The 13,580-nt window shown below is 44.7% G+C and carries 8 protein-coding genes; 3 read left to right on the top strand and 5 right to left on the bottom strand.

Going from position 1 to position 13,580, the window contains the following annotated elements:
* Positions 1-156: 156 nt before the first annotated feature.
* Entirely contained in the window at positions 157-1,392 is a 1,236-nt protein-coding gene (locus SPI9445_RS0111490; RefSeq protein ID WP_017304894.1) for an MFS transporter, read from the top strand.
* On the opposite strand, the gene SPI9445_RS0111485 is transcribed toward SPI9445_RS0111490, so the two are convergent.
* Together SPI9445_RS0111485 and SPI9445_RS0111480 are read right to left on the bottom strand one after the other, a co-directional pair.
* Positions 1,389-4,028, bottom strand: coding sequence for a TIGR03960 family B12-binding radical SAM protein (locus tag SPI9445_RS0111485; protein WP_033374556.1), 2,640 nt, complete (start codon positions 4,026-4,028; stop codon positions 1,389-1,391). The two genes, SPI9445_RS0111490 and SPI9445_RS0111485, sit on opposite strands and share 4 nt — an antisense overlap.
* A gap of 962 nt (positions 4,029-4,990) precedes the next feature.
* The gene (locus tag SPI9445_RS0111480) at positions 4,991-6,103 is read right to left on the bottom strand and encodes a CobW family GTP-binding protein (protein WP_017304892.1); all 1,113 of its coding nucleotides are present in this window, start codon (positions 6,101-6,103) and stop codon (positions 4,991-4,993) included.
* 412 nt (positions 6,104-6,515) lie between these two features.
* On the opposite strand from SPI9445_RS0111480, the gene SPI9445_RS0111470 reads away from it, so the two are divergent.
* Positions 6,516-8,270, top strand: a complete 1,755-nt coding sequence (locus SPI9445_RS0111470) for a protein kinase domain-containing protein (protein ID WP_017304890.1) — start codon at positions 6,516-6,518, stop codon at positions 8,268-8,270.
* 11 nt (positions 8,271-8,281) lie between these two features.
* Here SPI9445_RS0111470 and SPI9445_RS0111465 read toward each other — a convergent pair whose 3' ends face one another.
* Entirely contained in the window at positions 8,282-9,226 is a 945-nt protein-coding gene (locus SPI9445_RS0111465; RefSeq protein ID WP_017304889.1) for a sulfotransferase domain-containing protein, read from the bottom strand.
* Between the two features lie 268 nt (positions 9,227-9,494).
* Here SPI9445_RS0111465 and SPI9445_RS0111460 point away from each other — a divergent pair, with 268 nt between their 5' ends.
* Entirely contained in the window at positions 9,495-10,856 is a 1,362-nt protein-coding gene (locus SPI9445_RS0111460; RefSeq protein WP_164674511.1) for a glycosyltransferase family 87 protein, read from the top strand.
* Between the two features lie 7 nt (positions 10,857-10,863).
* Here SPI9445_RS0111460 and SPI9445_RS0111455 read toward each other — a convergent pair whose 3' ends face one another.
* A complete protein-coding gene (locus SPI9445_RS0111455; RefSeq protein WP_017304887.1) occupies positions 10,864-11,190 on the bottom strand; it encodes an STAS domain-containing protein in 327 nt (108 codons plus the stop codon).
* Positions 11,191-11,208: 18 nt separating this feature from the next.
* Positions 11,209-13,392 carry an ATP-binding protein gene (locus SPI9445_RS27555; protein WP_017304886.1) on the bottom strand — a complete coding sequence of 728 codons (2,184 nt, stop codon included), beginning with the start codon at positions 13,390-13,392 and terminating at the stop codon, positions 11,209-11,211.
* Positions 13,393-13,580: the final 188 nt, after the last annotated feature.

Here is a 13,580-nt window from a genome sequence, read left to right as displayed (position 1 = left end):
CAAGAATGCCCCTATCCTCTGTAGGGTGGGGATGAATGGCGACCCCATAAAGTCAACAAAAAAGACTAAAATCAATGAAATGATTAATTTGAACCATGAGTTGAACTGTTGAGAAACTGATTCACGGTTAATTGTCCCCCTCACTTTGCGCAACTTATGAAGTCTTGGTTTCCCCAACTCCCTATTCCAGTGTGGATTTTAGCGTTTGGTCGTTTACTGTCCCAAGTAGGGACAGGATTCACCCTTTTTTATGCTCCCATTTTCTTTGTCAATCAAGTGGGACTTTCCACTACTCAGGTGGGACTGGCCTTAGGCAGTCAGGCCGTTTCTGGTATCGTGGGACGCTTTGTGGGGGGCAGCTTATCGGATTCTCCGGAGTGGGGGAGACGCAAAACCTTATTACTGTCGGCCGCCATTTCAGCCCTGGCCGATGGGGTGTTTTTCCTGACCCACAATTTCCCGCTGTTGGTGTTGGGCTGTTTGTGTATGGGGTTGGGCATTGGTTTGTACTGGCCGGCAACGGAGGCGGTGGTGGCCGATTCTACGGGGGTAGGAAAGCGCGATGAAGCCTTTGCGGTGACTCGTTTGGCGGATATGACCGGATTAGGGGTTGGGGTCATTTTAGGGGGCTTCATGGCGACTTTAGGCCTCTATCGTTGGTTGTTTGTGGTGGATGGGATCTCCTTTGTCTTGTTTTTCGGCTTGATCTATGGGGCGATCGCAGAAACTCGTCAAGGCACTCCTTCGAGTGAGACACTTTCCCAGCGTTGGGTGTTGGCGCTGGGCGATCGCCTTTTCCTGATCTATCTTGTGGTTAATGTCCTCTTTACCACCTACATTTCCCAAATTCAAAGCAGTCTCCCCCTCTACTTCACCAAATTTGTCCCCGGCAGTGCTGACGGTATCGGATTCCCCCCCCAAACTATTAGTTTGTTATTCAGTTTTCATATTGTCTTAGCTGCCCTCCTACAGTTGCCCATGGTGCGGATTCTCAGCCATTTTAGCCGCCCCCATGCGTTGATGTGTTCTCTCTGTGGCTGGGGGGTAGGATTTACCTGTGTTTGGCTAACGGGGCAAGTGTCCGATTATGCCATTCTCCCGGCCTTCCTCAGCCTCGGGATTCTAGCCGCTTCTACTGTAAGTTATGTCCCCTTTGCCTCCAGTTTTGTGGTTGATCTCGCCCCCCCTTCCCTACGGGGAATTTACCTTTCCCTGAACTCCCAATGTTGGGCGATTGGCTATCTAATTGGCCCGCCATTGGGAGGCTGGGCGTTGGATCAAACGCCCGCCATTGTTCATGGTTTCTGGGTGTTGGCGGCCTTGAGTACCGGGGGGGGATTGTTGATTTTAGGGTATCTCCAAAAACTTTGGCGCGATCGCACTCAATCCTAGGGAATAGGGGATAGACAACCTAAAATTAACTGCTCTCGGTGGGCGTGTAATAACTCAAGGGGTTGCCCAGAAACCTGCTCTAACATGAACAGAATATGCTCAGGATGGAGAACTACGCCCTCGTTGGTGTAACTGCCCCGATAGTGGAGTTTCGCTGTTCCCTGTTCGCTGTTCGCTGTTCCCTTGCTAAGGGAAAAAAGGCGATCGCGCAGGTTAATCATTTGTTGTTTCCCGGACTTAGTGGTTTTCTCAAACCAAATCTCTGAACAGTCCAACACGCCGTTAATCCAGCCCTCCCAGTCTGCCCCCTCATCGGCCACTAAGAGGGTATATTCGGCCTGTTGTAACAAACGGTTGGCGGACTTACTGTTTAGATCAATCTCTTGGACTTCATACACCGGAATCTCCGCCGGAAGTTTCTCCTTCAGCAACTGCTCAAACTCGCCCACCTCATAGCGTTGAGTTAGTTCAAAATCCACCAACTCCCCGGAACTGGTCATGCCCAAAGGTAACGCCGAGGTGATGGAAATGCGCGGCATGGGGTGATATCCCCCATTAAAGGAAATAGGAATCCCAGCGCGGCGGATCACCCGTTCCCACAGTCGCACCAGGTCAAGGTGGCTCAGGAGGCGCATTTCCCCTAATTTGCCAAAACGCACCCGCAGGCGCTGAACCCGGTCTTGATTGGGCTTAAAATGCCCTTGGAAGGCGGGAATGGGTGGGGGTTCAATGACGATATTTTGCCCAAAATCCGCCCCACAGATGCCACATTGAGAACACCCTTCAAAGGCACAATCGGGAACCGTGGCGGCTTCTAAAGCCCGTTGTAGATCGGCTTTAAGCCAGTCTTTATCAATGCCTGTGTTGATGTGATCCCAAGGTAAACGGGCGTTGAGGCGCTCATCCCAAGAATATTGGGGGCGCTTGCGTTTGGACTCTAGAGGGGTGTTTTGGGACTCCATGACGTTCCATTCCCCCTCCTCAATTTGGCGGTATTTCCAACTGAGGCCGGATTCTGTAATCGCCTGTTCCCAAGCGACAAAGGCTTGATCTAACCCTTCCATCCAAGCATCCATCCCCGCCCCTAATTGCCAAGCCCGACGGATGACAGGGGCCAGCGTGCGATCGCCTCGTCCCAGAAAATCCTCCATCACCGAAAAGCGCACATCGGTAAAATTCGCCTTCACCCCCCGCATTCCCCGCAACTCTTGGCGCAGTAACTCCTGTTTGCGCAAAAACTCCGCCGTTGAGACAGAATGCCACTGAAAGGGGGTGTGGGGTTTGGGGGTAAAATTCGAGATAGTGACATTAAAATCAAGGCGTTTGCGCCCCTTAGTCGCACATTCTCGCCGCAGCCAGCGCAGGGTTTCCGCAATGCCTAAAATGTCCGCATCGGTTTCTCCCGGCAAGCCAATCATAAAATACAGCTTCACCTTATCCCAGCCCTGTTCAACGGCCGTTTTAATGCCCCGTAATAACTCCTCATTGGTGAGGCCCTTATTAATCACATCCCGCATCCGTTGGGTTCCCGCTTCTGGGGCAAAGGTTAAGCCCGTTTGCCTTGTGCCGCCGATAATTCGGGCAATATTTTCATCAAATCGATCTACCCGTTGACTGGGTAAGGAGAGGGCAATATTTTCATCTTTGAGGCGGTTTTTAATCTCCATCCCCACCGCAGGCAGGGCTAAATAATCGGAACAGGAGAGGGATAAGAGGGAAAACTCATTATGTCCCGTCGCCCGCATCCCCTCGGTAATGGCTTCTACCACCTTTTCCGGCTCCACATCCCGGGCGGGGCGGGTTAACATTCCGGGCTGGCAAAAACGGCAGCCTCGCGTACATCCCCGGCGAATTTCCACCGTCAGGCGATCGTGTACCGTTTGGATATGGGGGACTAAACCAATGGAATATTCCGGCCGGGGGGCGGCGACGCGGCGTAAAATCCGGGGGGGAACGTCGGGATGGTTCGGATGCACTGACCCATCCTCGGCCATGTCGTAGAAGTGAGGCACATAAACCCCTTTGACTTCTTGGGCGAGTTTAAGTAATAGAGCCTCGCGAGACAATCCGGCCGCCTTGCCCTCATCAAGGGCTTGGCCAATTTCTGGCAGGAGTTCTTCCCCATCCCCCAGGGCGATAAAATCGAAAAAGTCGGCGTAGGGTTCAGGGTTTGAGGTAGCCGTTTGTCCTCCGGCAAAAATGAGGGGGTACTGGGGGGAGGTGGTTTGTAGGCGTTCTTGTGCCGTGAGGGGAATTCCGGCTAAGTCCAGCATTTCGAGGATATTGGTTGCCCCTAATTCGTAGCTGAGACTAAAACCGAGAATGTCAAAATCGAGGAGGGGGCGACGGGATTCTAAAGCCCAGAGGGGGGTGTGGGTGTCCCGAAGTTTCTGGGCTAGGTCGGAGGCGGGGAGATAGGCGCGATCGCACAGTTGACGGGGTTGGGCATTCAGCACATTGTAGAGAATAATATGCCCCAAGTTAGAAGCCCCCACCTCGTAGACTTCAGGATAAGTCAGCACCCAACGCACGGCGGCACTGTCCCAAGGTTTATGCACGGCTCCGACTTCATTGCCTAAGTAGCGGGCTGGTTTATGGATTTCTGGGGTAAGTAGGCTTTCAATCGCAACAACCAAGGTGTTTTCCTCCTGTGTCAATAGGTTCATTCTAAAGGGAGCAGGAGGACTCTTGCTATATTTTAACAAAAATGCTGCGGAATTCCCCTTCCTCGCTTGCAGGGACCGGATGGACTTGACCACTAACTCCCAAAGCGAAAACCAAGCTAAAAAGGGCTGTGTTGCAAGAGAAAATTTGGGTCTTAGGAACTAGGACTTCTGCCTGGGGAGGGAAGATAAGACTGGCTATATTTCGGTATAGAAAGCACTTCCCATTGAATCAGGAAGCTCCATCCTCGCGCCTAGGCAGGGTGGGGTAGTTCACTGGGAAATGGGGAATGTCAACTCTAGGGGCTTTAAACTGGCTGGCGCTGCCCAAAGTCACAGGTTTGTAGGGGCTTATTGCACCAACCCCAAGAGTTTTTAGAGGTCATCCCCGCTAATGACTTGGGGAACAAAGGCAATTCCTAAAATTCTAAAGTAGCCACCACTAACGCACCCCAAACAATCTAGACTTTAACCCAAATTTTTAAACTCTGAACGACCGGATAAACGGCTTTTTTCCTTGCACAACCTGATTTTAATTCAATCAGAAACCGCCATTATTTTCTGTTTACAATAAACCCTTAATAAACTCAGCATTTTTGCTCTTTTTGCCCGATGTAGAGCCTTGGATTTTGGATTCCGCCAAGCTGGATTTAATACCATTTGAGCGAAGGAAAATGATCCAGCAGTTTGGTTTATACTTGACCCCAATTCTCCTGATTTTTACCGGAGGTTATCTAGTTAGTATTTTTGATTAACTAATTCCCCCATAAAAGGGGAAGAGGAGGAGGTTAGTTAGCCTTCTCCTCTTGGGTTTGCAATCAAGTCAGTCCGGTGTTAATAGAGAACTAATGTTCGATCGACCCATTATTTAGCAGCGATCTTGTTTCCAATCAATTAAGTCCCCCGTTAATGAGGAACAGGGGAGTTCCCATGATTTAACTCTCCACTAAACAATCCTTCAACTGTTGAAGCAGTTTATCATGATCTAAATCCTGACCAATCAAAACCAATTGATTCTTTTTCTCCCCTTTCCACTCATCATCCTCAATTGAAAACCGCTTACCACTTAAATGGAAAATATGACGATTGGGACTTTCTTCAAACCAGAGAATCCCCTTGGCCCGGAAAATATTAGACGTTAACTGATTATCTAAGAAAGACTGGAATTTGCGAATCGCAAAAGGTCGATCACTACTAAACGAAATTGACGTAAAACCATCATTTTCTAGGTGATCTGAGTGGTAATGGTGATGATGGTGATGGTGATGATCATGACCATGATCATGATCGCAGGTTTCATCACAAACATGATCCTCGTGGTCATGATCATGATCATGGTGATGGTGATGGTGATGATCATGATCATGGTCATCTTCCATCTGATCAAAGTATTTATCCGACTCAAATAAACCCACACTTAAAATAAGGGGTAACGGCACTTGTGAACGAGTCGTGCGTAAAATTCGCGCCTCAGATTTAATATCCCGAATCCTGACCTCCAGCGCGTCTACATTGGCCTCATCTACTAAATCCACTTTATTCAATAGAATCACATCACCGTAGGCAATTTGACTGTAGGCCGCTTCACTGTTAAATAAATCCAGACTGAAGTTTTCACAGTCTACCACCGTGACAATAGAATCCAACCGGGTCATATCCCGAATTTCCGTCCCCAAAAAAGTTAAAGCCACAGGTAAAGGGTCAGCTAATCCGGTAGTTTCAACCACCAAATAATCTATTTTATCATCCCGTTCTAGGACCCGATACACTGCATTCACTAAATCTTCATTAATCGTGCAGCAAATACAGCCATTGCTCAGTTCTACCATATCATCGCCTGTGCTGACGATTAGTTCATTATCAATACCAATTTCCCCAAATTCATTGACCAAAACCGCCGTTTTCAGGCCTTCTTGGTTCGTCAAAATATGATTAAGGAGAGTGGTTTTACCACTGCCAAGGAATCCTGTAATAATCGTAACGGGTAAACCAACTTTAGGAATGTCCATATTGTGGACTGGGTTGTTTTTAGGATCGACTGTCTGCATAAGCTTGGTCTGAAAACCTATGGGAATGCTACCTCTCCATTTTATCGTTTTGGGTGTAAGCCATGAAGGACTTAATGCTTTTGGGGGATGATCTGCCACTGCACCCCTACGGGGGAGGGGGAGAGGGGGAGGGGGAGAGGGGGAGAGGGGGAGAGGGGGGGATGGGTTGATTACTGTTGCCTTTTGCCTATTCCCGACTCCCGATTCCCGATTCCCGATTCCCGACACCCGATTCCCTAGTCATTATCAATTTTGAACCCAGAGGGGACTGTTAGAATAGAAGTTGAGTCCCTCCAATGCAGGCTACAATCCTCTAGACTCACCCTCTAGACTATTATTTTGGCGGATCTAATGATTGCCGGGATGTAAAAAAGAATGGGATCACCCCCCGATTTTAAGCTTAACATAAAAAATGACACCCACCTTATTAAATAATCGCTACCTCATTATCAATAAACTCGGTCAAGGGGGCTTTGGTGAAACTTTTTTGGCCAAAGATACCCATATGCCATCCCAGCGTATTTGTGTGGTAAAAAAACTACAACCTATTGGTCATAAGCCCGCCGTTTATCAATTAGTACAAGAACGCTTTCAACGGGAAGCCGCCATTTTAGAGAAACTCGGCACAGAACAAGCCCAAATTCCCCAACTTTACGCCTATTTTGTGGAAAGCAATCAGTTTTATCTGGTGCAAGAATATATTCAAGGACAGCCCCTCTCTAAACGGATGTATCAAGGAACGTTAAGCAGTCCAGAAGCGCGGGAAGTCCTGATTGGTTTATTACCCATCTTACAGTATATTCACACAGAAGGCATTATTCACCGTGACATTAAACCCGATAATATTATTTTGCGTCAGTCAGACCTTAAACCCGTTCTGATTGATTTTGGTGCGGTTAAAGAAACTATGGGAATTGAGGTCAATTCTGAGGGAAAAATGACTTCTTCTATTGTTATTGGGACTCCCGGTTTTATGCCCTCAGAACAAGCCGCAGGACGACCCATTTTTTCCAGTGATTTATATGGCTTGGCTTTAACAATTGTTGCCCTTCTGACGGGTAAGCACCCCTCGGATTTAATTGACCCACAAACCGGGGAAATTAAGTGGCGACATCAGGTTTCTAACCTAGATTTGGAATTAGCGGCAGTGTTAGATCGTGCTTTAGAGTATCATCCTCGCGATCGCTTCCGCAGCGCACAGGATATGTTAGACGCATTACATCCCGTTACCCCTACAGTTGTCGCTAGTCCTCCCCCTAATATCACTCCCACCCCCTCAAAAATCTTCCCTCTGTGGCTGTTTGCCGCCATTATAGGGACAATTGTAGGCGTGAGTGGGGTGGTAGCCATTATGTTCTTGAACGCCTCTAATACCCCCCAAAAACCCCCCACTGCTTCGACTCCCTCAACTCCCTCCACCCCCGCGACTCCCGCAACTCCCGCGACTCCCGCGACTCCCGCAACTCCCGCGACTCCCTCAACTCCCGCGACTCCCGCGACTCCCTCAACTCCTAGCGTTTCCCCCTTCTACTTTTTAGCAGATTCTGCCTATGAAAACCGGGAAAATGCTCAACAGCGCTTGGGGCAGTTGAGACAGGCAGGATATAACAGCGCGGGGGAATTTTGGATTCCTGACTATGCCAACTTATCCGGTCGGCCTTATTATCAAGTTTACGCGGGGAAATTTGATCAGCGCGATCGCTGCATTGAACGATTGCGACAACACGGACAAAAAATCCCCGATGCCTACTGTTCTTTCGCCAGCCCTAACCCCAACCATAGCCCCGATGTCGTCAAATTCCAAGACCTACCAACAGACACCCCAGCTTCTAATACTAAACCCTCACCTGCTCAAGCCGTGCGAGACTATTATGCAACAATTAACCGTCGTAACTATAGCAGCGCCTGGGAACAACTTTCTCCCGACTTCCACCGCAAACATTCCAACAATCGTTACAGTGACTATACAAACTGGTGGGAAAGTGTAGAAAATGTGGAAGTTCAACAAGTCCAAGTGATCGAAAATACCGGAGAAACCGCAACCGTTATCACCCAACTCCGTTATCAACTCAAAAATGGTCAGACCTCAAGAGATCGGCTTCGTTTTCGCTTACAATGGGACACAAACCGGGAAATCTGGGTATTTCAAGAAAGTGTTCGCCTTTAATTTTACCTACTTTAATTTAACGGACTGCCACTGCCCTCCACCCAAGCCATTAAATCCCGATTTAATAACTCACTCAATTTTTCAATTTCTGACCTAAATTCTTTCTGCAAACTCGCGTTTAACTCAGGGCTGAGAGGTGAACGGGATTTTTGTTCAATATTGTATTTTTCTAAAACACCCCTTAAGCGTTTTCGGATAGGAGAAGGAATCAAAGAACGAACCATCAAACGCAACGACTTAGGGGGACGACGTAAAAATTGTTGAACCGCTAAATTGCGGACTTGACGATTGGCATTAATGACCTTAAAATCTGCTTCAAAATCATCTCGACAGCCTAAAAACTGCAAAGTTTTGCGATAAATAGCCGGGGTATCTTGCTTAAAATCATCAAAGATAATAATCTGTACGTTCTCCCGTCCAAAAGTATCTAGATATCGCTTGATCTGTTCCGTATAACAAGCAATTTGAGAATAAAAAAAGCATTCAATAGGATGATCCCTTTGGATCGGAATTCCCGTCCCGTTTTTTCGGGTATTTTCTGCCTTTAAAGCTGTTTCAAAATCAGCAATAGTTTCATCCCCCCAAAAAACTAACTGTGAGTGCCAAGAATACATCATTTCTAGAGGATTTCTGAGCATAATTAAAATTTTTGACTCAGGATTAAACTGCTTAATTTCTTGTGCAGCCTGCTTAGAATAGAGATAAAATACAGATGATTCTCCCCGAACTTTTTTCCCACTAGCCCCACTAAAATAACTGAGATATTCCTCAAGAGTTGGTCTGCTAAAATTTAAATCACTGCCAAAAAAGTGAATTTCCCTTTTCCCCCCGGCCATATTCTCCGGTGAGTCAGGGATGTTAAGCATAAAAATTTCTGGATGTTGTTCTAAATAGCTGTGCATCGCTGTTGTGCCGCATTTGGGAGCGCCAACAATAAAAAAATTCGGTTTTGTCATGCTCGTTTGCCTAGAGAGATGTTTAAAAGTTATACCAGAAAACTTATAGAACATTTTATTACCAATCAAAGCACAAGGGCTATAATCTCCAGATTGTAAAGCTTGCACGGTTTCCCCCCCCTACCATCTAGTGCATACAGTAGTCAACATTTCCCTAATGTGTTTTCTGAACTCTGAGGATTCAAGGAAATTTGAGATCACCTGCTCTAAAGTTACTATAATGGGAGATAAAAGTTATACACACTTATTTATAATCAGTAAAAATATTATGAAACGAAAAAATATCACCACGTTAATAGTCATTTTATTCTGGGGATTTCTGGCCGTTTTCTCCACACTCTTAAATATTCCGGGCTGGATATTAGCTGTTCCCATCATTTTGTTATTGTTACACTTTAAAGAGCGGACTTCTCAATATAACTGGAGTCAAGCTACATTATTATGGGGGATTAATCTAGGATTGTTAATGCTATTGTTCTATCATCTTTTTACGATTGTTATTAACAACATCAAAAAGCTTCCAGACTGGGATTTTTTAGCTTTTTGGCTAGGAGGAAAAGCCGCCGTTAGTGGTCTAAATCTTTATGATGCTAATGTTCTGAAATCCTTGGTGATCTCCTTTGATTTGACCAATTACATTGGCGAAGGATTCACACGCTCTTTTCTCTGTTGTGGTTTTCCTTACCCTCCCCCCAGTATCCTGTTATTTATTCCCCTAGGTTGGTTTGAGCCTAGAGAGGCTTTACTTTTATGGTATACGGTTAATATTTTAATCTTAATTTTAACCATTACTTTGTTATGGCAGATTTTTCTAAAACATCATAAAATATTGGGATTATTAGTAACAACTAGCTTAATTTTAACTATTTTTGGGGTAAAAAGTAACCTCCTATTTGCTCAAACTAACTTTATAGTTTTACTCACGATTTTAATGTATTGGCGTAACCAGTCTAAAATCATAGGGGGGGTTTGGTTAGGATTAGGTATTTTAATTAAACCCTTTGTTACCTTACTATTGGTTTATGTAATTGCCAGACGACAATGGAGAGTTTTAGTCTCAGCTTTTGCCGTATTAATTGGACTTACAGCACTGACCTTAGTAATTATTGGAGTCAAGCCATTTCATACTTACTTAACTGATGCTCCCTATTCTGCTTTACCTTTTGAAGTATATATTGAACCAATCAATGGGTCACTGTTAGCGAATATATTACGTCTTACAAATTATACACCCTCTGGGGGTTCACCGATTTTCCATCCCCTGCATATTGCCTTGGGATTATTGTTAGGTTTAACAACTTTGTGGGTATGTCTTAATATCAATCAGAAACATGAGCAATGGAGTTTTATGTCTATGCTAATGTTTTCTTTAATTATCTATCCCGGTTCTCTTTTACATTCGAGTGTAATTAATATTATCCCGATTCTCTTTTTATGGGGAAATCGTGAAAAGGTAGAAAATGGGCATTGGTGGTTACTGGGGCTGATTACGATGGAATATATGCTACTGCATAATCAATATATGTTTATTGCCAATATGTTACTCTGGATTGTGCTAACTGGAATTAATTTAAGCCTAATTCATCCTCAGCAGTTTTCAAAACTAAAAGCCCTGATCAATCAATCATAGAAGACAATTAACACAAGAGCAACCGAATCCCAGAATCAAAAACTTCCTCTAAACTTTCAATAATTTTAAACTCTTTGTCTAACTCGGTAATTTCCAACATATAACGCACTTGTTGCTTGACATTTAACAAGTATAAACGGCACTTATACTGTCTGGCAGCCCGACGGACAGCCATTAAAGCAGTTAAGCCAAAGTGATTAATTGAATTCACTTGAACTAAATCAATGACCCAGCAAGAATTATCGGGTGCAGGTAACAAATTAACCACTTTTTGCTGAAGCAAAGAAGCACCTTTAATATCTAAATCCCGTTGGGGGCGTAGAACTATATTCATCTCACGCTTGATTCACCTTTAATTGATCTTGAGTGTAAAATAAAAGCTTGCCCCTTGGTTGACTTCTGCTTCTGCCCAAATCTTACCTCCATGTCGTTGAATAATGCGCTGAACTGTAGTTAAACCAATGCCTGTTCCTTCAAATTCTCTTTGAGAATGTAACCGCCCAAAGGTGGTAAATAATTTGTCTGCATATTCCATATTAAATCCTGCGCCATTGTCACGGATGAAATAGACTCTTTGGGTTTCATCTTCCCCATTGTACTCTAAATTTTCAGCTCGTCTTACTTGACTAGACAATACCCCAAACTCAATTTTAGTTTTTGGTTGTTTTTTTGTATATTTCCAAGCATTGCCTAAGAGGTTTTCTAGGGCAACTTGCAACAATCCCTCATTGCCATAAACAATTAAGTTGGGGGCAATAGAACAGACGGCCTCACGTTGAGGACTATTCCGTTGCAGATCTTTTATAATTTTTTCCGCCATCTGACTTAAGTCAACTTGACCAATGGTTAACTCAGTGCGGGTAACATGGGCTAATTGTAGAAGATCGTGGATCATCTGGCGCATTCTTACACAGGATTTTCTAATTTGCTCCAGATAATCTTTTCCTTCATTATCTAAACAATCACCATATTCTTCTAATAGCATCTGATTAAAAAACTCGATATGGGAAAGGGGAGTTTTTAAGTCATGGGAAACAGTGCGGGAAAAGGATTCAAGTTCTTCGTTAACTAATTCAAGTTCTTGGGTGCGCTCTTGTAAGGAGTAATTCAGATTTTTGATTTTAATTTCGGCTTGTTTACGCTCGGTAATATCTCTACCAACATAGACAAATTCTTCCATTCCTTCGTCAGTTTCTATGCGAGAACAAGAGAAAGAAACTGACAATTTTTCACCTGTTTTTTTGCAACAGATAATTTCAGTAGAGGACAATATATGATTTTGTTGTTGGTCCCGCAGAACGTCAAAATAGTGAGGCGCAAATATTTTAGTAATAGGTTGCCCTAATAATTCTAACTCACGATAACCGAACAGTTTTTGGGTAGCGGGGTTAATTTTTTTGATCAGTCCGGTTTTCGTGGTGACAATTAAAGCATCAGCCATTGACAAAATGATCTGATTGATGTAGTCTTTTGTGCTAGAAAGTTTTTTAAGTAATAGTTGTGTTTCGTTGGCTGTTTGAACGAGTTTTTGCTGAAAGACCATACGTTCTGTCGCATTATTCAATAAAACAATCAAGCATCGTTTACCTGCTATATTTTCTGGATATTTCAGAACATGAATATCAAAATAGAGGGGGTGATCTTGCTCATCAAAACGTCCTACTCCTAGGAGTTCAAAGGATTTATGTTTACCTTTTAATATTTGCAATAAGTTTTGCTCTGAGCCAATAAATTCAGGAAAAACTTTTCGGATGTCTTCTCCTTTTTTGAGGATATATTTTCCATCAGAAAAGTGGGTTGCGTTGTCGGAAAATTCTTTAATGGTGAAGTTACTGTTAACAATAACATAATCCTGATGAATGACGGGGTTAGGGGTGGCTTCTTGTAATTGGGATTGGGTATCAATGAGTAAGTCGCCGACTAATTGCTGCATTAAATTCGCCCGATCTAAAATGCTGGTTAAATAGTCATTAGCAGCTGTATCTAGGGGGATTTGTCGGGGTTGTTCTAGGAGTTCAGACAGTTGTTTTTTAAATTGAATGAGGGTTTGGCGGAGGTGGTGGGTTGCAATGTAGGGAAACTGCATCAAGGCAGCCCGTTTAATGGTGTCGGGATGGAGGGGGCGTAAACTGGCAGTATCGAGGGATTGAAAGCGCTCTAGACTGGAAATTTGCGGTTGAATGTGTTTGGACCAAATGGTAAGACGGAGGTTAATCTGCTCGGGAGAGGCGGGAAGAATGAGATAATCGTTACCACCATGATTGAGCCAAGGTTCAAGGATGGTGGGGTTTTCGCTGGAGATGATGGCAATACAGAGGAGTTGGGGAAAGCGCGATCGCATTTCTTGGCAGAGGTGTAAACGAGGGGCTAACTCATCCCCCAAGGCAATCCAGACCCAAGGAAACACTTCCTGGGCAAAGATTTCCCAAGCGGCATTGACATCAGAACAACGGGTGATCTGATAATTTCGCGATCGCAAGACTTGTTCCAAGGGTTCTAGGTTGTACCTTGCATCGTCTACTATTAAGCTCTTCATTTTGTTTTAGACTCCCACTATCAGGCCCTAGGTATTGATTCACCCCAAATGATTCAAATGGATCGTTTCTCTCCTTACATCATAAAGAGCAATGTAGCCACTACAGGGGAAGCCATAGGAAAATTAATCAACCTTACGGTTATCAAGTCCCCCTATCTCCCGACTCCCGACTCCCGATTCCCTCCCTT

It is taken from the genome of Spirulina subsalsa PCC 9445, assembly GCF_000314005.1.
GTDB lineage: Bacteria > Cyanobacteriota > Cyanobacteriia > Cyanobacteriales > Spirulinaceae > Spirulina_A > Spirulina_A subsalsa.
The sequence above is the reverse complement of the archived record's forward strand: the minus strand, read 5'-3'. Positions and strand labels throughout refer to the sequence as shown.